General features: G+C 39.3%; 12 protein-coding genes, 3 rRNA genes and 2 riboswitches. Of the genes, 1 reads left to right on the forward strand and 14 read right to left on the reverse strand.

Annotated features, from left to right (window positions below; genetic code table 11):
• Positions 1–219: 219 nt before the first annotated feature.
• The 11 genes from rrf to AC5LWL_RS21575 form a co-directional block, all read right to left on the reverse strand.
• Positions 220–336, reverse strand: a 5S ribosomal RNA gene (rrf, locus tag AC5LWL_RS21525).
• A gap of 76 nt (positions 337–412) precedes the next feature.
• Positions 413–3,349 (reverse strand): 23S ribosomal RNA (locus AC5LWL_RS21530).
• Positions 3,350–3,965: 616 nt separating this feature from the next.
• Positions 3,966–5,515: ribosomal RNA gene (locus AC5LWL_RS21535) — 16S ribosomal RNA — on the reverse strand.
• The 16S, 23S and 5S rRNA genes sit together here, the layout of an rRNA operon.
• 1,137 nt (positions 5,516–6,652) lie before the next feature.
• The gene (gene ptsG / locus AC5LWL_RS21540) at positions 6,653–9,202 is read right to left on the reverse strand and encodes a glucose-specific PTS transporter subunit IIBC (protein ID WP_493436211.1); all 2,550 of its coding nucleotides are present in this window, start codon (positions 9,200–9,202) and stop codon (positions 6,653–6,655) included.
• A 187-nt stretch (positions 9,203–9,389) separates the two neighbouring features.
• Positions 9,390–10,232, reverse strand: coding sequence for a glucose PTS transporter transcription antiterminator GlcT (glcT, locus tag AC5LWL_RS21545; RefSeq protein WP_493436212.1), 843 nt, complete (start codon positions 10,230–10,232; stop codon positions 9,390–9,392).
• A 223-nt stretch (positions 10,233–10,455) separates the two neighbouring features.
• Entirely contained in the window at positions 10,456–11,784 is a 1,329-nt protein-coding gene (locus AC5LWL_RS21550) for an NCS2 family permease (RefSeq protein WP_493436213.1), read from the reverse strand.
• A gap of 127 nt (positions 11,785–11,911) precedes the next feature.
• Positions 11,912–12,014, reverse strand: a riboswitch (purine riboswitch).
• Positions 12,015–12,178: 164 nt separating this feature from the next.
• On the reverse strand, positions 12,179–13,732 hold the full coding sequence (gene guaA / locus AC5LWL_RS21555; RefSeq protein ID WP_493436214.1) for a glutamine-hydrolyzing GMP synthase: 1,554 nt from the start codon (positions 13,730–13,732) through the stop codon (positions 12,179–12,181).
• Between the two features lie 256 nt (positions 13,733–13,988).
• Positions 13,989–14,090: riboswitch (purine riboswitch) on the reverse strand.
• Between the two features lie 29 nt (positions 14,091–14,119).
• Positions 14,120–16,345, reverse strand: coding sequence for a transglutaminase TgpA family protein (locus AC5LWL_RS21560; protein WP_493436215.1), 2,226 nt, complete (start codon positions 16,343–16,345; stop codon positions 14,120–14,122).
• Complete coding sequence (locus AC5LWL_RS21565) at positions 16,342–17,505, reverse strand: DUF58 domain-containing protein (protein ID WP_493436216.1); 1,164 nt, start codon at positions 17,503–17,505, stop codon at positions 16,342–16,344. Before AC5LWL_RS21565 ends, AC5LWL_RS21560 begins: the two co-directional genes overlap by 4 nt.
• 45 nt (positions 17,506–17,550) lie before the next feature.
• Positions 17,551–18,501 (reverse strand): AAA family ATPase, encoded by a 951-nt coding sequence (locus AC5LWL_RS21570; protein WP_493436217.1) that lies wholly within the window; start codon positions 18,499–18,501, stop codon positions 17,551–17,553.
• Positions 18,502–18,842: 341 nt separating this feature from the next.
• A complete protein-coding gene (locus AC5LWL_RS21575) occupies positions 18,843–20,264 on the reverse strand; it encodes a TerD family protein (RefSeq protein WP_493436218.1) in 1,422 nt (473 codons plus the stop codon).
• Positions 20,265–20,629: 365 nt separating this feature from the next.
• Here AC5LWL_RS21575 and AC5LWL_RS21580 point away from each other — a divergent pair, with 365 nt between their 5' ends.
• Positions 20,630–20,827, forward strand: coding sequence for a hypothetical protein (locus AC5LWL_RS21580; protein WP_493436219.1), 198 nt, complete (start codon positions 20,630–20,632; stop codon positions 20,825–20,827).
• A gap of 94 nt (positions 20,828–20,921) precedes the next feature.
• Here the strand turns inward: AC5LWL_RS21580 and AC5LWL_RS21585 are convergent, their stop codons facing one another.
• From AC5LWL_RS21585 to proB, 3 genes are all read right to left on the reverse strand, one after another.
• Positions 20,922–21,770, reverse strand: coding sequence for an STAS domain-containing protein (locus AC5LWL_RS21585; RefSeq protein WP_493436220.1), 849 nt, complete (start codon positions 21,768–21,770; stop codon positions 20,922–20,924).
• 304 nt (positions 21,771–22,074) lie between these two features.
• Entirely contained in the window at positions 22,075–23,337 is a 1,263-nt protein-coding gene (locus tag AC5LWL_RS21590) for a glutamate-5-semialdehyde dehydrogenase (protein ID WP_493436221.1), read from the reverse strand.
• Positions 23,338–23,364: 27 nt separating this feature from the next.
• Entirely contained in the window at positions 23,365–24,477 is a 1,113-nt protein-coding gene (gene proB / locus AC5LWL_RS21595) for a glutamate 5-kinase (RefSeq protein ID WP_493436222.1), read from the reverse strand.
• Positions 24,478–24,647: the final 170 nt, after the last annotated feature.

Here is a 24,647-nt window from a genome sequence, read left to right on the forward strand (position 1 = left end):
AATAGACACAGTTTGATTAGTTTTTTATTAGTTGAAGTAGGAAGCAGCCTGGAATACACCCCCTGAGTGTCCTTATGTCTTCTTCGGCACTAGTCGTCAAAGCTTGGATGTGGAAACCACCATCAAGTTATCCACATTCTCATCTCGTTTATACTTTCTTAGACGACAAAAAAAGATGTTATAAAGCAAAATTGCTTCATAACATCTTTTCTATTTAGTGCCTGGCGACGTCCTACTCTCACAGGGGGAGAGCCCCCAACTACCATCGGCGCTGAGAAGCTTAACTTCCGTGTTCGGTATGGGAACGGGTGTGACCTTCTCGCTATCGCCACCAGACTATTTTGTTTTTGAGAGTTGTTCCCTCAAAACTAGATTATGTGTAAGAAAAAAGAACCGAATTAATCATTTTATTTTAGTTAAGTCCTCGATCTATTAGTATTTGTCAGCTCCACATGTCGCCATGCTTCCACCTCAAACCTATCAACCTGATCATCTTTCAGGGATCTTACTAGCTTGCGCTATGGGAAATCTCATCTCGAGGGGGGCTTCATGCTTAGATGCTTTCAGCACTTATCCCTTCCGCACATAGCTACCCAGCTATGCCTTTGGCAAGACAACTGGTACACCAGCGGTGCGTCCATCCCGGTCCTCTCGTACTAAGGACAGCTCCTCTCAAATTTCCTACGCCCACGACGGATAGGGACCGAACTGTCTCACGACGTTCTGAACCCAGCTCGCGTACCGCTTTAATGGGCGAACAGCCCAACCCTTGGGACCGACTACAGCCCCAGGATGCGATGAGCCGACATCGAGGTGCCAAACCTCCCCGTCGATGTGGACTCTTGGGGGAGATAAGCCTGTTATCCCCGGGGTAGCTTTTATCCGTTGAGCGATGGCCCTTCCATGCGGAACCACCGGATCACTAAGCCCGACTTTCGTCCCTGCTCGACTTGTAGGTCTCGCAGTCAAGCTCCCTTGTGCCTTTACACTCTACGAATGATTTCCAACCATTCTGAGGGAACCTTTGGGCGCCTCCGTTACTTTTTAGGAGGCGACCGCCCCAGTCAAACTGCCCACCTGACACTGTCTCCCACCCCGATAAGGGGTGCGGGTTAGAATGTCAATACAGCCAGGGTAGTATCCCACCAATGCCTCCACCGAAGCTAGCGCTCCGGCTTCCAAGGCTCCTACCTATCCTGTACAAGCTGTACCAAAATTCAATATCAGGCTACAGTAAAGCTCCACGGGGTCTTTCCGTCCTGTCGCGGGTAACCTGCATCTTCACAGGTACTATAATTTCACCGAGTCTCTCGTTGAGACAGTGCCCAGATCGTTACACCTTTCGTGCGGGTCGGAACTTACCCGACAAGGAATTTCGCTACCTTAGGACCGTTATAGTTACGGCCGCCGTTTACTGGGGCTTCAATTCAGAGCTTCGCATTGCTGCTAACCCCTCCTCTTAACCTTCCAGCACCGGGCAGGTGTCAGCCCCTATACTTCGCCTTACGGCTTCGCAGAGACCTGTGTTTTTGCTAAACAGTCGCCTGGGCCTATTCACTGCGGCTCTCTCGGGCTTTAACACCCAAAAGAGCACCCCTTCTCCCGAAGTTACGGGGTCATTTTGCCGAGTTCCTTAACGAGAGTTCTCTCGCTCACCTTAGGATTCTCTCCTCGCCTACCTGTGTCGGTTTGCGGTACGGGCACCTTGAACCTCGCTAGAGGCTTTTCTTGGCAGTGTGGAATCAGGAACTTCGGTACTATATTTCCCTCGCCGTCACAGCTCAGCCTTTATGGTAACGGGATTTTCCTCATTACCAGCCTAACTGCTTGGACGTGCTAATCCAACAGCACGCTTACCCTATCCTCCTGCGTCCCCCCATTACTCAAACGGTTCATAAGGTGGTACAGGAATATCAACCTGTTGTCCATCGCCTACGCTCTTCAGCCTCGGCTTAGGTCCCGACTAACCCTGAGTGGACGAGCCTTCCTCAGGAAACCTTAGGCATTCGGTGGATGAGATTCTCACTCATCTTTCGCTACTCATACCGGCATTCTCACTTCTAAGCGCTCCACCAGTCCTTACGGTCTAGCTTCAACGCCCTTAGAACGCTCTCCTACCACTGACATCTATTGATGTCAATCCACAGCTTCGGTGATACGTTTAGCCCCGGTACATTTTCGGCGCAGAGTCACTCGACCAGTGAGCTATTACGCACTCTTTAAATGGTGGCTGCTTCTAAGCCAACATCCTGGTTGTCTAAGCAACTCCACATCCTTTTCCACTTAACGTATACTTTGGGACCTTAGCTGGTGGTCTGGGCTGTTTCCCTCTTGACTACGGATCTTATCACTCGCAGTCTGACTCCCAAGGATAAGTATTTGGCATTCGGAGTTTGTCTGAATTCGGTAACCCGATGGGGGCCCCTAGTCCAAACAGTGCTCTACCTCCAATACTCTTACCTTGAGGCTAGCCCTAAAGCTATTTCGGAGAGAACCAGCTATCTCCAAGTTCGATTGGAATTTCTCCGCTACCCACACCTCATCCCCGCACTTTTCAACGTGCGTGGGTTCGGGCCTCCATCCAGTGTTACCTGGACTTCACCCTGGACATGGGTAGATCACCTGGTTTCGGGTCTACGACCACATACTTATTCGCCCTATTCAGACTCGCTTTCGCTGCGGCTCCGTCTTCTCAACTTAACCTCGCATGTAATCGTAACTCGCCGGTTCATTCTACAAAAGGCACGCTATCACCCATTAATGGGCTCTAACTACTTGTAGGCACACGGTTTCAGGATCTATTTCACTCCCCTTCCGGGGTGCTTTTCACCTTTCCCTCACGGTACTGGTTCACTATCGGTCACTAGGGAGTATTTAGCCTTGGGAGATGGTCCTCCCTGCTTCCGACGGGATTTCTCGTGTCCCGCCGTACTCAGGATCCACTCAGGAGGGAACGAAGTTTCAACTACAGGGTTTTTACCTTCTATGACTGGCCTTTCCAGACCTATTCATCTACCCCGTTCCTTTGTAACTCCATGTTGAGTGTCCTACAACCCCAAGAGGCAAGCCTCTTGGTTTGGGCTAATCCCGTTTCGCTCGCCGCTACTCAGGGAATCGCGTTTGCTTTCTCTTCCTCCGGGTACTTAGATGTTTCAGTTCCCCGGGTCTGCCTTCAGTACCCTATGTATTCAGGTAAAGATTCTATCCCATTACGGATAGAGGGTTTCCCCATTCGGAAATCTCCGGATCAAAGCTTACTTACAGCTCCCCGAAGCATATCGGTGTTAGTCCCGTCCTTCATCGGCTCCTAGTGCCAAGGCATTCACCGTGCGCCCTTTCTAACTTAACTTACTTCGAACAACGATAAGCTTCGTATCTCTGCGTCAGGTCTCTCACTCTGCTCCTCACGTACTGTTGTACGCTCCGGTGCTCGTTCGGTCGCTTCCTTGATCTACTCGCTTCTCCTTGTTCTCATGGTTTCGGCTAAAGATTAACTTCACATCTCTTCGTCAGCTTCTTCGCTCTGCTCCTCACGTACAAAGTACGTTCCGGTGCTCGCTCTGGCGCTTCCTTGACCTGTTCGTTTCTCTTTACCCTCAAGTTTTTGATAATAGTTTCACTTTTAACAGATTCACTATATCTCAATTTGATACTCTATAAATAGAGAATCTAAGATGGCGATTACTCGGTTTCTTTCTTGGTTCTTACTATACATAATCTAGTTTTCAAGGAACAATTTACGGCTGAAAATAAACTTCACATCTCTGCGTCAGCTCTCTCACTCTGCTCCTCACGTACCTTTGTACGCTCCGGTGCTCGTTCGGTCGCTTCCTTGACCTGTTCGTTTCTTTCCACCCTATAACGGCTGAAAATAACTTCAACCTACTTTGAGGAATTGCTCCCTCAAAACTGAACAACAAACTCGTCAACAATCTGTGATGGAATGTAAATTCCATTTTCCTTAGAAAGGAGGTGATCCAGCCGCACCTTCCGATACGGCTACCTTGTTACGACTTCACCCCAATCATCTATCCCACCTTAGGCGGCTGGCTCACATAAGTGTTACCCCACCGACTTCGGGTGTTACAAACTCTCGTGGTGTGACGGGCGGTGTGTACAAGGCCCGGGAACGTATTCACCGCGGCATGCTGATCCGCGATTACTAGCGATTCCAGCTTCATGTAGGCGAGTTGCAGCCTACAATCCGAACTGAGAATGGTTTTATGGGATTGGCTTGACCTCGCGGTTTTGCTGCCCTTTGTACCATCCATTGTAGCACGTGTGTAGCCCAGGTCATAAGGGGCATGATGATTTGACGTCATCCCCACCTTCCTCCGGTTTGTCACCGGCAGTCACCTTAGAGTGCCCAACTAAATGCTGGCAACTAAGATCAAGGGTTGCGCTCGTTGCGGGACTTAACCCAACATCTCACGACACGAGCTGACGACAACCATGCACCACCTGTCACTCTGTCCCCCGAAGGGGAACGTCCTATCTCTAGGAGTGTCAGAGGATGTCAAGACCTGGTAAGGTTCTTCGCGTTGCTTCGAATTAAACCACATGCTCCACCGCTTGTGCGGGCCCCCGTCAATTCCTTTGAGTTTCAGCCTTGCGGCCGTACTCCCCAGGCGGAGTGCTTAATGCGTTTGCTGCAGCACTAAAGGGCGGAAACCCTCTAACACTTAGCACTCATCGTTTACGGCGTGGACTACCAGGGTATCTAATCCTGTTTGCTCCCCACGCTTTCGCGCCTCAGCGTCAGTTACAGACCAAAGAGTCGCCTTCGCCACTGGTGTTCCTCCACATCTCTACGCATTTCACCGCTACACGTGGAATTCCACTCTTCTCTTCTGCACTCAAGTCCCCCAGTTTCCAATGACCCTCCACGGTTGAGCCGTGGGCTTTCACATCAGACTTAAAAGACCGCCTGCGCGCGCTTTACGCCCAATAATTCCGGACAACGCTTGCCACCTACGTATTACCGCGGCTGCTGGCACGTAGTTAGCCGTGGCTTTCTGGTTAGGTACCGTCAAGGTACGAGCAGTTACTCTCGTACTTGTTCTTCCCTAACAACAGAGTTTTACGATCCGAAAACCTTCATCACTCACGCGGCGTTGCTCCGTCAGACTTTCGTCCATTGCGGAAGATTCCCTACTGCTGCCTCCCGTAGGAGTCTGGGCCGTGTCTCAGTCCCAGTGTGGCCGATCACCCTCTCAGGTCGGCTACGCATCGTTGCCTTGGTGAGCCGTTACCTCACCAACTAGCTAATGCGCCGCGGGCCCATCTGTAAGTGACAGCGTAAACCGTCTTTCAGCTTTCCTATATGTGTAGAAAAGGATTATCCGGTATTAGCTCCGGTTTCCCGAAGTTATCCCAGTCTTACAGGCAGGTTGCCCACGTGTTACTCACCCGTCCGCCGCTAACTTAAAAAGCAAGCTTTTTAAGTCCGCTCGACTTGCATGTATTAGGCACGCCGCCAGCGTTCGTCCTGAGCCAGGATCAAACTCTCCATATAAGAGTAAGATTAGCTCCGAAGCTAAACTCTAGCTTTTTGTTACTTGTTGTGTTTATAACTTAGTTATAAACGTTTATTGTTGACGTTTTGTTTGTTCAGTTTTCAAAGAGCAATTTTGTTGTTTCTGTTAGAAGCAACTTTTATATAATAACAGCTTTTCAATCAAAGGTCAAATGTTTTTTTAAAAAGTTTTTTAAAATTTTCTTTAAAAACGCTTATTCCCTTGGGCTGTTTTTATATAATAACACCCCTTTTCTCTTAGGTCAATAGAAATTTCAATAAAAATATAATTATCACTGTCTTTATAATAAATAAACTTCGCTTCTCTCATTCGAGTTATTTATAAGCACACATTATAATTTATATTCTACTCTAAAGTACTACCTCCTCCATTATCCATACTATCTTTTTTACACTAACAAAAACTTATGTCATAGAAATATAAAGATCTGATCTAGATGATCATAGTTTTGTAAGTCGCCTACAAGAATGCGGCAATTCTTTTCTTTCCTATATCTGAGATTGAATGAAGTCATACCAGGCTAACAACGTCTTTCATTTCTACCCGACTTTTTTTCCTTTTTACCCAACAAGCCAACCAACGGAAGCCAGTAGCGGACGTTGACTCCACCCCAATAATAATTCTTTACCATATCAATCCAAGACATCAAGCTATTAAAACCTGTATTTTCATTTCCTCTAAAATTCTGTACTCGTGCTACAGTTTCTGTTTGGTGATGTCTATTCCTTCTATTAAAGTTACTTCTGTCAGTTGTAAAATTTTTGCGTTTTGTTTTTGATTCATACGAAATCCTCCCTGGTTCAATTAAGGGTCCTTTCGCTGCGCAGCTCCGGACACCTCGTATCATACCAAGAGGATTTTTTCATTCAAACCTCATTTTACTTTAAATACAGGAACGTTTTCTTACCTTATAAGAAAAGTGCGGAGAGCCTTGAACAGCTCTAAAGAAAAATGTTCTCACATAACTCCAAAAGTGCTTTTTTCCTTTTAGAGGCATGGGGCAATACTCACTAGAGCTAGATACTTATCAGACTTCAGCAGACTTTCTTACCTTATAAACAAAAAGAAACCCAGTTCTTGAAAAACTGGGTTTCTTCTTATATTAAATCTATTTCTTATTTTTCTATAGAAACAACATTTTCTTCTTTTAACTCTACATTACCTTCCTTATTAATCTTCACAGACTCACCTTCTGCAAGATTTGTGAAGACAATCGGAGTCGTTGTAGATGTTGCATTTTCTTTAATAAAGTCTAAATCCACTTTCAATAATGGTTGACCTTGAGTAACTTGATCGTTTTCTGAAACTAATGTTTCAAAACCTTCACCTTTCAACTTAACAGTATCAATACCGAAGTGGATTAGAAGTTCACGACCTGAATCAGCTAAGATGCCAATAGCATGTTTCGTCGGGAATAAATTAACGATTTTACCGTTCACCGGCGATACTACTGTACCTTCTGATGGAATAATCGCAAATCCATCACCCATCATTTTACCAGAGAATACTGGATCTGGAACTTCAGTGATCGGTACTAATTGTCCTTTGATTGGTGCACTAATAGAATCAGAAGCTTCCTCTTGTGATGTTGCTGCATTTTCATCTTTAATAGATACAACTTCTTCTTCTTTTAACTCTACATTACCTTCCTTGTTAATCTTCACAGACTCACCTTCTGCAAGATTTGTAAAGACAACCGGAGTCGTTGTAGATGTTGCATTTTCTTTAATAAAGTCTAAATCCACTTTCAATAATGGCTGACCTTTTGTTACTCGATCATTTTCCACAACTAATGTTTCAAAACCTTCACCTTTTAACTTAACGGTATCAATACCAAAGTGGATAAGGATTTCACGGCCAGAGTCCGCCAAAATGCCAATAGCATGTTTCGTCGGGAATAAGTTAACAATTTTACCGTCTACAGGAGATACTACTGTACCTTCTGACGGGATAATCGCAAATCCATCACCCATCATTTTACCAGCAAATACTTGGTCAGGAACTTCTGTAATCGGAATTAATTGTCCTTTAATCGGTGCAACAAACGAATCATTTCCTTCTACATCCCCTTGTAGAGGCGATGGATTCACTTCTTCAATTTGTTGGGAAACTTCTTTATCCATTGATGGTGTTTCAACAGGACGTGGTCTTTTTCCGCTCATAACATCTTTCATTTGTCCTTTAATCGTTTCAGAACGAGGACCAAATATTGCTTGAATGTTATTACCAACTTCAAGAACCCCTGCAGCACCTAATTTTTTCATACGATCCTTATCGACTATTTTACTATCTTTAACCTCAACACGAAGGCGTGTAATACAAGCATCTAAATGCGCAATATTTTCTTGTCCACCCATTGCTTCCAAAATTTCATAAGGAAGGTCGCTAGTAGCGCCAACAGGTGAATCATCCGCTTCTTTATCTTCACGTCCAGGTGTCTTAAGGTTGAATTTACGAATTGCAAAACGGAAACCAAAATAATAAATTAGTGCAAACACGATACCTACAGGAATAATAATCCACGCATTTGTTTGGGGATTAATTAAACCAAATAATACATAGTCAATTAAACCACCAGAGAAAGTCATACCAACTTTAACATTCAATAAATGCATCGTCATAAAAGATAACCCTGCAAAGATAACATGAATACCAAATAAAACTGGTGCAACAAATAGAAATGAGAATTCTAATGGTTCTGTAATACCTGTTAAGAAAGAAGTTAATGCAGCAGATAACATTAAACCACCAACGATTGCTTTTCTTTCAGGTCGAGCTTCATGATAAATCGCTAAAGCAGCAGCAGGTAATCCAAACATCATATACGGGAATTTCCCTACCATAAATGTTCCAGCTGTTAAATTTTGAACACCATCTTTGATTTGTTCCATAAACATCTTTTGGTCACCATGTACGGCTAATCCAGCTTTGTTTACATACGTACCAAATTCAAACCAAAACGGAGCATAAAAAATGTGGTGTAATCCAAATGGAATTAAGGCACGTTCACATGCACCAAAGATAAATGCTGATACTGCTAAATTACCATTTAACAACAAGTTAGAAAAACTATTTAAACCATGTTGAACGGAAGGCCAAACAACTATCATAATTAATCCTAAAATAACAGAGCTTACCGCTGTCGCAATCGGCACGAAACGTTTCCCTGCAAAAAAACCTAAATAAGGCGGAAGTTCTAATTCAAAGAAACGATTATACATAGAAGCTGCCAAAATACCAACAATGATCCCTCCAAAAACTCCTGTTTGAAGAGTCGGTATTCCTAGGACCGAAACGTATCCAGATCCTACTTCCCCAAGATCTTTCGCATCAATACCAAGTACGGTTCCCATCGTTACATTCATAATTAAGTAACCAACAATGGCTGCTAATCCAGCAACACCTTCTCCTCCAGCCAGACCAACTGCAACACCGACTGCAAACAAGAAAGAAAGGTTATCGAATATAATTCCACCTGCAGCTTTCATAACAGAAGCAACCATTACTACTCCGCTATTCTGCAAGAAAGGTGCGATATCTACTAAAACTGGATTTCCAAGTGCTACACCTATCGCAAGTAAAATACCTGCAGCCGGCAGAATAGCAACCGGTAACATAAGTGCTTTACCAACTTTTTGCAAAACACCAAACAACTTTTTAAACATTTCGCTTACCTCCTAAGTTTATCCGCTCATAATAGAAGCGTTATCATTGAAAAAGTCAAAAAACAAAAACAGGCATGAGTGAAGATAACTGAAAGAAGCTATAGGGCTAGATTACCCTAAAACTTTCAAATCAATCATCTTTTTCACTCATGCCTGATCGTATCAGTAACACGTTATAAGATAATAGCTATTTAACTTTTTTTTGAAGTCTTTGTAGATGCATAGTCAGATAGACTGCTTCCGCATCAAATACTGTTTTTTTCAATGTTTGTTGCATTACTTTAATGAGCTTCCATGAAAGATTATAACATAGCGGATATTCATCTTTCAATAGAGAAGTTATTTTTTCTGGTTCCTCTACTTTTTCCCCTGTATGAACTCTTTCTATTGTAAAACGCAAATGACGAACTAATCTCATATAATCGATACTGTCTTTATCAATTTTCATATTTAATTGCTCTTCAATTAAATTAACTAAATGTGTTACTAGTTGAGAATGTTGATTTACCTCTGATAGATTTTTATTCATCATCGCACTATGAATATGCAACGCGATGAAACCGATTTCACCTACAGGTAGATGAAGGCCCTTTTGTTCTTCAATCAACTTCACAACGTCTTCTGCAATTTGATATTCAAAAGGATAGAGAGCTTTCGTTTCAATTAAAAACGGGTTGTTTAAAACAAGACCTTTTGACAGCCTTGAAGCTGCAAAAATAATGTGATCCGTTAACGCTACATGAATATGTTCATTTAGCACCGCATTTGTTTTACTTTTAATGAGTTCAATCGAAGAAATAATTACCTCTAGCAAATCATTGTCTACGTGAGGAAGAAGCTTTAAATAATTCACTTGCTCTTTTTCATTTTTTAACACGAAAAATTTTTCTGCTACATCCGCATTGATATAGTCACCCTTTTTCTGGTTAAAACCTATTCCTTTTCCTATTAATACGACTTCACCATAGGATGGATGTTCTCCTATAAGCACGTTATTATTCAGTGCTTTCTTTATTAGTAGATTAGGCATATTGTTTTCCTCGCTCCGACAGACTTCTAGACATCTTAATGTTATTAAAGTCTTAATAGGAAGTCAACGAAAAATTACTACAAATTACCCGCTAACCTTTTAAAAAAGGGAAAAAGATTTTACAGAAATCAATAAATTCGCAACAAGAAAAATAGTAATACCCCTTATTTTATGCATAAAGAAAGAGAGAATCCTGAAGCGATTCTCTCTTTCTTTTTTATCACTACTGCAAGAATATAAAGTACAAAGCGAAAATAACAAAAAACACATACATAATTGGATTTATTTCTTTTCTACGGCCTTTTACCAACATTGTAATTGGGTAGAAAAGGAATCCCGCAGCAATTCCTGTTGCAATGCTGTATGTTAACGGCATAGCAATAATCGTTAAGAATGCAGGTACCGCCACTTCAAATTTTGTCCATTCTATTTTCCCTAAAGAAGAAACCATTAATATCCCAACTACTACTAAAGCTGGTGTTGTTACAGAAGAAGTAACAACAGATAACAATGGAGAGAAAAATAATGACAATAAGAAGAATCCTGCTGTCACAACTGCTGCAAATCCACTTCTAGCCCCTGCTGCGACCCCTGCCGAAGACTCAATAAAAGAAGTTGTAGTAGATGTACCAAAAATAGATCCTAACATAGAAGCAATTGAGTCAGCGAATAAAGCTTTTCCTGCTCTCGGCAATTTATTATCTTTCATCAATCCCGCTTGATTCGCTACTGCAACAAGCGTTCCTGCATTATCAAAGAAATCTACGAATAAAAAGGTCAAAATAACAACCAGCATACTCTGTGTATAGAAACTGCTGTCTCCAAACGCTGAGAATAATGCACCAAAAGTTGGTTCCATACTTGGAACAGAATCTACTATTTTATGTGGTGGATCAATTACTCCAAAAATCATTCCAACTACTGCTGTAATAATCATCCCATAAAAAACTCCGCCATGAATTCCTCTTACCATTAGAATGATTGTTACAAAAATCCCAAATATAGCTAATAATGTTTTAGGGTCCGTTAAATCACCAATATGAACAAGTGTAGCTGGATTATCGACAATAATTCCCGAATTTTGCAAGCCAATAAATGTAATAAACAAACCAATTCCTGCTCCAACTGCCAATTTCAACTCCACAGGAATGGCATTTATAATTTTCTCACGCAAGCCTGAAATCGTTAATAGTAAGAAAAATGCACTTGAAATAAATACTGCAGCTAAAGCATGCTGCCATGGTTGCTGCTGTGTTAAAACCACCGTGTAAGCAAAAAATGCATTTAACCCTAGTCCTGGTGCTAGGGCAATCGGATAATTAGCGAATAGCCCCATTATTAATGAACCGACTGCTGCAGCTAATGCTGTTGCAACGAATACTGCTCCGTAATCCATTCTGAGTGCCGGGTTAAGATCTGTTATATCTCCTAACGTTAATGTAAACGGATTTAGTGCCAAAATATACGCCATTGCTAGAAACGTAGTAAAACCGCCTAGAAATTCTTTACGATAGTTTGTACCTAATTCCTCAAATTGAAAAAACTTTTTCATTGTTGTATGTCTCCCTTTTCTCTTTTGTTGAATCAAACGAAAAAAACACTCCAAATATCAGGAGCGTTGACTAAGGGTTTTGTGAATAGGAAACAGAAATAAAGATAATAATAGTTCATTAAACTTCCTATTTATCCACATACCTCGTAGTCAAGCTATTTACGGTAGCTCGGTAGAAACTTTTGGACCATATTCTCCAATATTATACGAGTAAAATTTATTTTCAGTTGCCAATTTAGTTTATCAGCATGTCTTTCATTCGTCAATATATTAACACGAACATTACTATACAAACAAAATAAATTGTTCGTTTTTTGTAAAATTTAATCCACTATATGTAATATAATAAAAAATAAGCGCCTAGAAATATAATCTAGACGCTTTTAATTTGAATCTACTCCCACTCAATCGTTGCTGGTGGCTTACTTGTAATGTCATAAACTACTCTGTTGATATGGTCTACTTCATTTACAATTCTTGTTGAGATAACTTCTAAAACATCCCATGGGATTCTTGCCCAGTCAGATGTCATGCCATCAATGGAAGTAACCGCACGGATTCCGATTGTATAATCATACGTACGAGCATCGCCCATTACTCCAACACTGCGGATATCTGGTAACACAGTGAAGTACTGCCAAATATCACGATCTAAACCAGCTTTTTTAATTTCTTCACGCAAAATATAATCAGATTCGCGAACAATCTCTAATTTTTCATCCGAAATAGCACCTAAAACACGGATACCTAAGCCTGGTCCTGGGAATGGCTGTCTCCACACAATATCATCTGGAATCCCTAATTCTGATCCTAATGCTCTTACTTCGTCTTTAAACAAAGTATTTAACGGCTCAATTAGTTGGAATTGCATATCTTCTGGAAGACCGCCAACATTATGATGTGATTTAATAGTTTGAGCAGTTGCTGTTCCACTTTCAATAATATCGGTATAAAGTGTTCCTTGTGCAAGGAAATCAATACCCTTTAATTTCGTTGCTTCGTCATCGAACACATAAATAAATTCATTGCCGATAATTTTACGTTTTTTCTCTGGATCACTTACACCTTCTAATTTAGATAAGAAACGTTCTTTTGCATCTACTTTAATAACATTCATATTAAAGCCATCTGCAAAAGTTTTCATTACACTTTCCGCTTCTCCTTTACGAAGCAGGCCATGATCGACGAAAATACATGTTAATTGATCGCCGATTGCTTTATGAATTAAAACAGCAACAACAGATGAATCTACTCCGCCGCTTAGTGCACAAAGAACTTGTCTATCGCCAACTGTCTGACGAATTTTCTCCATTTCAACTTCAATGAAGTTTTCCATCGACCAGTCGCCTTTACAACCACAAACGCCAAATACAAAATTCTTCAGCATATCATTTCCATAAACAGAATGACGAACTTCTGGGTGGAATTGAACAGCATATAACCCTGCTTCTTCATTGCTCATAGATGCAATTGGACATGATGGATTTGTTGCATCCACACGGAAACCTTCTGGTGCTTCTACTACTAAATCTCCATGGCTCATCCATACTGTTTGCTCATTTGGCAATTCAGAGAAAAGTTTGCTTTCATGCTCAATCGTTAAGACCGCTTTACCATACTCACGATGTTTTGCTCTTTCTACTTTTCCTCCTAAATGCTTTGTCAAAAGCTGCATACCATAACAAATACCAAAGATAGGAAGACCTAAATCAAATATCTTTTCATCACAGCCAAATGCATTTTCATCATAAACACTGTTTGGTCCACCAGAGAAAATAATTCCTGTTGGATTTAATTTTTTAATTTCTTCTGCCGTAATCGTATGTGGATGTAGTTCACTATAAACACCAAATTCTCTTATACGTCTTGTAATCAATTGATTATATTGACTACCGAAATCAAGAACTACAATCATATCTTGATCTTGAATACTTGTTTTCCCCATCATTCTTCACCCCATCTGTCTATTTTAAAACATACTCTTTTTACTATTTTTTCTTAATACGATAAATTCATGCTAAAAAGATAAAAAAATTCCAAACTAGCCTTTGACTTTATTCAAAATAATGTTTATCTCTTTCGTCTACCAATTAAGCATAAACAAAAAACTAGAATCCTCCTCCAAAAAAAACGAAGGCAGAATTCTAGTCTCAACGTAAATAAAAGAAGAGTAATCGCCTCAAGCCATTATCCTAATTTTTCATGAAGACTTCATCTGCCTTCATAGTCAGACCATTTCAGGTGATCCGGTAGAGACTCTCGAACCATATTATCGAGGATATATGAAGGTAAATTATATAGATGTGAATATTGTAACAACATGTCGAATTGATGGTCAAGACGTTGTTCTTTTAATTAAATTTTCCCACAATTCTTTTAATTCAATCCAACGGCTCGTTTTTAAAGAACCTTTGTATAAATATTCCTCATATTTTGTCGTTAATATGACCATTTCATTCGATTCATACAAGTGATCTATTTGCTTAGCGTATTCCCTTAATGTAAGATTATCTTCTTTTCCCATTCCAGCAATTTCTAATGATTTTAATAGTATTAAATATGCTTTCGGAAAATCTTCTTCTTTATTTTTAGTTCTGAACTTCCAAATGAAATAATATGGCATCCATTTGTGACGAAATGCAAGTATCAGCCATCCTATAAAAATAATTCCTATTAGGCTGCCGAGATATTCTTCCCAATAATTCTGACTATACAACTTCACCTTGTTCCACCATTCGGTAAAAGACCATGAATTCTTTTGTGATGCTGCATTCTGTTCTTCTGGTGTTGGTTTTGGAGTCGTTGGGTTTGCTGCGTCTTTCTTTTTTTCCTCTTCTGTCTTTTCCTTATCATGGCTTTCATTTCTGACATCATTTATATAGCTATTTTCATTAGAAAAACCTTGTGTTGGTTCAAATGACACCCATCCTACTTCCGGAAAGTAAGCTTCTACCCAAGAATGGGCATTGTTATTTGTTATTTCGTAAATAGAAGTGCTTCCATTGCTTCTCTTTACTTCTCCTTCAGTAAAGCCTTTTACCCATCTTGCCGGAATGCCAATCGAACGTAATAACGCAACCATCGAAGTGGAATAATTATCACAATATCCTAATTTTGTTTCAAATAAAAATTGATCGACATAATCAGCCTCATCTCCCGGTATCGTTACACCACTTTGACTGTAAACAAAGCCATTTTGTGAGAAATACCTTTCAATTGCCCTTGCTTTATTAAAAGCATTATCTTCGTTTTTCGTTATTTCATTAGCTAAATCTATAACTCGCTGTGGCAATGTATCTGGAAGCTGTACATACCGCCTAAACATCTCTTCGTTTCCTCTTGCAAATTTCTCCATATCAGCATTGGTTAAAGCCGTTAAACTATACTGCGGTTTATTATATCGTACAGTGTAAGAATCAATTGTATCTTGCAGTACAATACGTTCGTTTCCACTTTCTATCATAAAACTCAATTCATTTCCAATTACATCCTGAACACCTAAGGGATATAACAAATACGAAAAAGACTGAACGAATTTCACCCTACTTCGATATTTTGTTAGTTTTACATTATCTCCTTCTTCATAAGAAAGAAAGGGAATTTCCTCTCCCTCATAAAAAAAGGAAGATTCCGATTCATTTAATGCCATTGCTCGATCCGATTGAATCCAGCCTTTTCCCGTATAAGTATCCTTTGTCTCCACTTTCCAGTAATGAGGCGACTCCACTTCTGCTTCGAATACAACGGTGTCATCTCCTTGGATAGAGCCACCTAACCTAGAATCATCAGCACTATAACCAACTCTTTTTACTCCGCCACCACCAGCACCTTCATTCACACTTTTGTTGCTCATCGATTGAATAAATGGTACAGGATCTGGCCAAATTGGCTTAGCCTTTGGTGATATATATCCAATTGCTGCACTAATCGCAACAAATACAAGGAGCGGAACCATCCATTTCAACAAAAAGCGGTTATCATTCTCTAGTCTTTCCTTATCTCTTAGACGGAAATAAGTCAGCATTCCCATAACAGTAAAGCCGATTATTACAGTACGAACAATCGCATCCTCTGCATTATATGGTGTAAAAGTGTCCAATACGGTAATATAAATCATCGTCAGCAAAAAAAAGGTAAAAATCCTTCTTTTTCTAATAAGCCAGTAGTCTATTAAATATGCCATCAGCCATAATAAAATAAAAAACAATAAACTTTTAAACATATCAGACATTTCCGGCCAGTTCGTGTCAAACATAATAGCTAGATTTTGCAGAATTTCAGAAAGAAACATTCCAATCCAATTAAAGGCTAGGAAAGGGGTATCATCATATAAATAATGAAGAATATATACAATATATATTACTTTCACCAGCCCGCTAAAAACCGCTGCTATACGAAAGAATGCTAATAAAAAGGAGAGAACTAAAAAGAGAATAAACACTTTTACATTTCCAGTATTCGTTAATTCCCCTATTGGTCGTAACCATTCCCAAATAAGGAATAAACCAAGTACATAAAGAATGAAATTAGCTGAGGTTCTTGACTGCACTTGCCTGCTCATCCAGTTTTCACCTCCGAAAAAGCATCTTGAAATCTTCCAGTTGATACCGGAACCACTCGAATACCTCTTGAAGATAAAGCAGCTCTTAGCTGTCTTTCCTTATCTGTTAACATTTCCTTTGCATCTTTTATTAAAAAAATACAGATGTGAAATTTTTTACTGGCAAGATAACTTGTTTTTTCCACTAGCTCCTTGGATAGATTAGCCGTAACAAGCATTAATGTTGCACTTTGATGTAATGCAGATTTTTCATTCTCGATTAATTGAGCCAAAGAAACCCTGCTATCCTGTTTAACCTTTGCCAAATGATAAAATAACAATTGCTGCTGACTTTCTCCTCCTCTGACTGGAAAGGTTATTTTTTCTTCTGCAAAAGAAAGCAAACCAACTTGAGCGCCCTTTTTTAAGATTGCCCGAATTAATGTTGCCGTAAAGGAAACAATTGCTTCAAATCGCGGATTTTCTTGCCCATCCATTACAATCATAATATCGTGAGACTGTCTTTGTTCAAATTCCTTTGTCATCATATTATTTCGTTTTGCACTTGCTTTCCAATTAATCCAGGAAAAGCGATCACCTGGCTGATATTCTCTTATTCCAACAGCCATTGTTGTATCTCTTTGCACTCTTTCCTTTGAAGTCGTCATTCCTTGATCATAGTGATTTTCAAACGGTTTATAAATCATTTCTTCATATGTTGGATAAACAACAATTTTTTCTACATTAGCTATTGCTACCTCTTTTTCCATTAATCCAAGGGGATCACCGATTTTTATTTTTGTATGATAAAAGATATGCTCCCCTCTAGGCAATTCTTTCAATACGTAGTGAAACTTCATTTGTCTTTTAAAAGCCGGCAGCAACAGTTTTTTTTCGCTCATTTCTTCCGTTAATGAAAGGCTTAACGAATCCTCAACCAACATATAAAAAAGGGGGAAATAAGTGTTTCTTGTTAATTCCAATTCTACTTTCATCGTCTCTTTGGCGTTGTATTCATGCTTTTCAATCAATCGGACTACCTTCCAACCTTTCACAGAATAGATAGCTAAAAGCAAGCCATACAAGGCAAACGGAAGAAAGCTATAGAATAAAAACCAACTGACAAAGCCACCTTGAAACATCGCATAAGAAAATGTTATCCCAATTAATACAAATAACATAATCAGCTTCCAAATCGGGATAAGTTTCTTGAGAAATACTTTCATTTATTTCACTAACCTTTGTACCGGAACGGAAACTTTGGATACAACACGTTTTATTACATCTTCTGCAGTTATCCCTTCAAACTTTGCCTCTGATTTTAAAATAATTCGATGAGCAAATACCGCTTTTACAAGATATTGAATATCATCTGGTATGACATAATTACGCCCTAGTATAAAAGCATAACTTTGCGCTGCTTTCATTAAAGCAATAGACCCCCTTGGACTAACACCTAAATAAACACTAGGGTCTATTCTCGTTTCATTAGAAAGCTGCACGATATATTGTTTAATTGTGTCATCTACATATACTTGCTTTACTTCTTTTTGCAGCAGCAATAATTCTTCTAAAGTAACGACAGATTCTAAATTTTCAATTGGAGCCTGTATTTGCAGCCTTGTCAGCACTTCCATTTCTTCCTCTATTTTTGGATAGCCAATTCTCATTTTTAATAAAAATCGATCTAATTGTGCTTCAGGAAGCGGGTATGTTCCTTCATATTCAATCGGATTTTGTGTTGCCATAACAAAAAAGGGCTTATTCAGCTGATGCGTAATGCCGTCTATCGTAACACTGCTTTCCTCCATTGCTTCAAGAAGCGCAGATTGCGTTTTAGGAGATGTTCTATTTATTTCGTCTGCTAAAATGATATTCCCTAAAATAGGTCCTGGAACAAACTGAAACTCCATTTCTTTTTGATTGTAAATGGACACACCAGTAACATCAGAAGGAAGTAAATCCGGTGTAAACTGAATTCTTCTAAAATTTGCTCCAACAGATTTGGCCAAAGACCGGACCATCATTGTTTTACCTACTCCTGGTACATCTTCTAAAAGAACATGTCCTTGAGCCAATAACGCAATCAAACTTAATTCCGCCACTTCACGCTTTCCAATCATTACCTTCTCGATATTTTCAATTATTCTGTTAATTTTCATTTTATTTTGCGCCATTCTCATCCTCCAGTTTTTCCTAATTTATATTTACTATAATTAATAACCCAAAGAAAAATCAGGGTAGACACCTATACACCAAATTTTGCACCATAGCGCATGAAAAAAAGCAGTTTGTTTTAAATAAGCAGGGAGCAGCCTGCATACACGAAGACTCCCGCGGGAATGCGAGAAAGACGAGACCCCGCAGCGCAGCGAGGAGGCTCAGCGCCTGCCCGCAGGAAAGCGAAGTGTATGCATGCTGCGGACTATTTGAGAGAGCCAAAGCTTTTTTCAGAGCAGCCTAACACTGAATCAATTACAGCATATTAAACTTTCACTCTCTCCCCTTTATTAACCACTTAAGATAAAAACTCATTTGCATTTAACCCAAGTTCCTGACATATCTCCATTACTACTTGCTTTTCTCTTTGATCAAAATGACCGTCTGCATAGCCAATTGCAATACAATATCGTGCAACAAGTCTAGCAATTTCAGGCTTAGAACGAACTTTCCCAAGAGCCCTAAAACATTCTGCCCTACCAATGATTTGATCATATTCTATACGTCTTACAAATTGTTTAAACTGCTGCAGCACCTTATTGGTATCAAAAACCCGCAACTCTTCACTTTCATTAATAAATTCAAGCATTTTTCTCTCTTCAGAAGGATCTAGCCTTCCATCTGCCATTCCTACTAACGCACAAGCTGCTACAACAGCATCTAATACATCAGGACTTTTAAAGCGCATAAACAATTCTTTCGCTTTTTGTTTTTGCTGTCTTCCCCATTCTGCATAATCTGTTTTAGAAGGAGACCAACTGTTTCGGCAGCTATTACAAGTAAACTTTAGCTGATTCTTTCCAATGAAACCTCCGAGTAAACCAACTGGACCTAAAATTAATCCTCCTACAGCTGCTTTTCCTAAACCGAACCCCTTTTCACCAGTTCGGACATTAGTACTATTGCATCGTGGACAAACAACGTTATCCCCACCATACATTTGACTTGGAGCTGCTTGCCCATTCGATGCCGGCGGATAATATCCATGATTTGACCCATAATTGGACGGAGAAGCTTGTCCATAACCTGCATGCGAGGTGTAATACTGGTGTTGATTAGAAGGCTGTGGAGAAGGAGGTGCTGAAAAAGAAGGAGAATAGTTCGGCTCTGCATAGGACGTGTTTAATTGCTGCGATGCCGGCTCATCATCAACTGTCACGCCAAAATTTCGACATAGTGCAGCCAATCCGCCTTGAAACCCACTACCTATTGCATTAAATTTCCATTCACCATTATGTCGGTATAACTCTGCTGCTACAATTGCCGTTTCTACCGTATAATCTCTTCCAAGATTAAATCGTATTAATTCCACATGATCCCTTTCGCTAAATACTCTGACATACCCATTGGCAATTTGCCCAAAATTCTGTCCTTTTTCATAAGCATGATGTATGGTAATCGTAAAAGCTATCCTAGTTATGGATGGTGGGACACGCATTAAATCAATCCGAATTTGTTCATCATCCGAATTTCCTGCCCCCGTCCGATTATCCCCACTATACATAACGGAACCGTTTGCGCCATTTGGATTGTTATAAAAAATAAAGTCTGTATCGCTATGTACCTTCCCATTAGCGCCAAGTAGAAATGCCGATGCATCTAAATCATAATTTGCCCCCTGATGGTTAATATCCCATCCAAGGCCAACTATAACATTACTTAATCCAGGATTAGACTTTGTTAAATCTACCTTTTGCCCCTTGCTAAGCATTACTCCCATCTATTTGCCTCCTCTATTAAATCACTTAATTATCCAGATTTTTTCGTATATTTCTATATTTTACATGAATTATATCTTTATTGGAATTTTCAAACCCTTAACCCTAAATATTCAATATTTTTTCTATCCCATCTATTCTCTACGATTTAAAAACATAAAAGTTCCTCCAAATAATTTGTTAGAACCTTAGAAAAATAGTTAGCTATTCGTTATTAGATTTATGAGTTGTATAACTATCTTGTTGCAAAAAATTAACGAAAATGTCTTTTTGTCATCAACTCGGAAGCTTCGTTACGTTTATTTAATCCTTACACCATTTTGCCTGTAGTACAATTTTATAAGAGCAAATAAAGGAGTTGGAAAAATTGCTATTTGGAGAACTAATCTGCAAATTACGTGGATACCATAAATTTAATTATTATTACAGCGGCCAATGCATCACTTGTGGAACAATCCGAAGAGAATCTAAAGATGATGCCTCTTTTCCAGAACAAGATAATGATTCACCTGCTTCGCTAGACATCTCAGAGCAAGACCATCATCTAAATGATAGGGTAAAATAGAAGTCAAGAAGGCTCGATTTCCAAACAAGGAAACGAGCCTTCTAACATCTTTTCCTTTTTTACGACAGAAAACCGTTCTCTTTAGTCGTATCTTTTATATTTCATTCTCTTTATTTAGTATGGTCAATGCTTGTTTAAGGTTTGCCCTAAAAACTAATTTTTTCATATCAAGACCTAAACTAACCATTGTTTGTGCGATTTCTGGACGTATTCCAGCAAACACAGTTTTAATTCCGAGCAAATTTAGTGCATCTGTTATCTTAAACAATTCATTCGCTACCATCGTATCTATGATTACTACACCTGAAATATCAATAATTAAATAGGATATCCCCATTTTTCTTGTTTTAGTTAACGTTTCTTCCATTAAAAATTGAGCTCTCTCTGTATCAATGTCGCCAATAATCGGCAATATTGCAATATTATCCGTGATAGGAACAACAGGGACAGATAATGCTAAAAATGCTTTCCTAGAATTAATAAGATCATCTGAATAGGATTTAACATAAGATATACTAAAATGATGAAGAGCATGATCTAATAATGGATCAATAATCTCTCCAACTTCAAATACCGTATCTATCGACATATTTTTTTCTTTTATTTCTGCTTTTAGGACTTCCCACATTGCTCGTCTGTAGAAAGACACATCTTTCAGCGCCTCATCTAATGGCACTCCATGAATACAAAACATATTCCCTGTTTCCTTGCCCCATTTTGAAAATTTATCATATGCGGTTTTTAAATCATTATAATTTTGTAAACTCTCTCCAAACATAGCGATGAAACCAGCACGAATAGCAATAACTTCTGCTTCTACTTTTTTTAATTCTTCCAGTTCTTCTTCCCTGACATCCGCCAACCTTTCTGTATGAACGGTAATAGCAATTTCCTGTGTCTTTTCTAACAGTTTATTTCCTAAATACACTATATCTCTCCCCATATTATCCTCCATTTAATTAGAATCAAATCAGTTCTATTCTATTAACATAGTGCTGCTCAATTGAAGTTTCCAGTAAACAAAAATCTTTTTAGGAGACGTATAAAGGGGGTTATCTTAAGAGAGATTCCACCTATCCGACTAAATGAATGCCAATTACAGAATATTATACATGTTAATAAAAAATACGGATAGGATTAACTATTTCTCTTGTATCAACTATAGTTTTATCCATAAAAAAAAGGAAACCAGTAAAAACTGATTAACCTTTTTACAAAAAAATATTCGATTGTTTTTAACAGAAATATTATCTGACTTGCCCATTTCCACTCATTAAATACTTACTAGTTGTTAATGCAAGGAGCCCCATCGGACCACGAGAATGAAGCTTTTGAGTTGAAATTCCGATTTCAGCACCAAATCCTAAGGCGCTGCCATCTGTAAACCTAGTTGAAGCATTATGGTATAAAGCAGCAGCATCGACTAGTTGCATAAATTTTTTCGCTGTTTCTTGATTTTCTGTAATAATCGCTTCTGAATGCTTTGTACCGTATCGATCGATATGCTCAATTGCTTCTTCTAGACTGCTGACTGTTTTAACGGCTATATCTAGGCTTAAATATTCATTTGCCCAATCATTTTCATCCGCTGGCAGCACATTTGAAAGTGCATTTGCTGCTGCATCATCTCCATGTACAGTGATGTGATGTTCTTTAAATGTTTTAGCGAGCTCTTCTTTATTGCGGTCTAGCCATTTTTTATCAACGATTAATGTTTCTGCCGCATTACATACAGCAGGTCGGTCTGTTTTTGCATTAATAATAATATTTAATGCTTTTTCTACGTCAGCCTCTTTATCTACATATAAATGACAATTTCCAACGCCGGTTTCAAGCACAGGAACAGTAGCATTTTCTACAACTGTTTGGATTAAAGAAGCGCCTCCTCTAGGAATCAATACATCAATATGGTTTTTCATCGTAAATAGTTGTTTGGTCGCTTCACGATCTGTTGTGCTAATAAATTGAACCGCTTCTTTTGGTATTTTGGTCTTTTCAAGCGCCTTATGCATAATCCGTACAATTTCCATATTGGAAAAGATGGCAGAAGATCCACCTTTCAGCACAATAGCGTTCCCTGATTTTAATGCAAGGCCTGCTGCATCAACCGTAACATTTGGACGCGCTTCATAAATCATTCCGATAACGCCAAGAGGCACTCGAACTTCCTCCACTTTCAGGCCATTTTCTAATTTCCAGCTAGAAAGCACATCTCCTACTGGATCAGCAAGTTCAGCCACCGTACGAAGTCCATCAGCAAAATCAAAGACACGTTCACGATTAAGCACTAAACGATCCATAAATGCCTGATCTAACCCTTTTTCTCTGCCTTTTTGCAGATCCTTTTCATTTGCTGCTAAGATAGATTCAAATTCACTTTCAAGGACATCAGCCAATATGTTTAATGCATCATTTTTTTCTTCCGTTGAAAGGATGCTGAGTGTTTTTGCTGCTTTTTTTGCTGCATTTGCTTGTTCTTCTACTGTAGTCGTTTTAATCAATGTATCCATTTCACCAATCCCTTCTAAACTGTTTCTTTATACTATCTCTAATGACATAAAGTCGCGTGCATAAACAAAGGACTCCTGTTCAATGACAGGATGTTCATTCTCCTCTTTTTTCCTTAAGTCATCACTTGAATAATTGATTCTTCCAAGCCCTATTTCTTCTGCTGATTCATCAAAAATCCGTACAACTGCACCTTCATCAAAACTACCGCTTACGTCTACAATATCCTTTAACGTAATGCATATTTTTTCGTTTATAATATTGCTCTTTGCCTGTTGATTAATAATTATCTTTCCTTCAGGCCCTGAATGAAAGGCAATCCATTGCTGTTCGTGATCTAAATTAAAAGCATCTGGCTTTGACTCAAAGTAAGTACCTTTTGCATTTCCATGTATAGCATCAATGAGAATATCCGGTGTCCCAGCTTTTCCTAAAAAGGATTGAATACCTGAAGCCATCGCAATTTTAAATGCTGCGATTTTGGATTTCATGCCACCTGTACCAACAGAGCTATCAGATCCACCAGCTGCTGCCTCAATCTCAGGAGTAATAGAATATACTTTCTCCAGCATTTTTGCATCTGGGTTTTTATGAGGATTTTCTGTATAAAGTCCATTAATATCCGATAAAATAAGGAGCTGGTCCGCATCAATAAGCGCTGCAACCTTTGCAGACAGTGTATCATTATCGCCAAATTTCAAACGGTCAACTGTAACCGTATCATTTTCATTAATGATTGGAATAATTCCACGATCTAATAATACATTTAACGTATTTTTCATGTTTTCGTAGCGGATTTCATCCGAGAAGTCGCTTCTTGTGATTAATATTTGTGAAGCGACATATCCATGAGATAAAAAGAGTTCTGAGTAAGATTCCATCAATAACCCTTGGCCAATGGATGCTGCTGCCTGCTTTTCTGGCAATCCAGTAGGACGTTTTATGCAGCCAAGCTTACGATAGCCTGCTGCTACTGCACCTGATGAAACAACTGCTGTCTCATAGCCTGCATCTTTCAACGCGACAATTTGCTCTACTAGTTTTTCTAGTTTCTTGCGGCTGATTTCGCCATGCATGCTTGTCAGTGAACTGCTTCCAATCTTAATTACAACTCTTTTTATCTGTTTATCTTCTTCGGACATTTTATCTTCCTCCTGGTTTTTGTTTTTTTATAGCTGCTCTTAAAAAAGGGATAGCTCTCTCAATGAGTCCGCAGTCAGAATACACTTCGCTTTCCATGGGGCGGGCGCCGAGCCTCCTCGGAGCTTTGCTCACTCCTGCGGTCCCGCTAATCCCATAAGAGTCTTCGTGT

Source organism: Niallia sp. WK069_GA_01 (assembly GCF_983173855.1).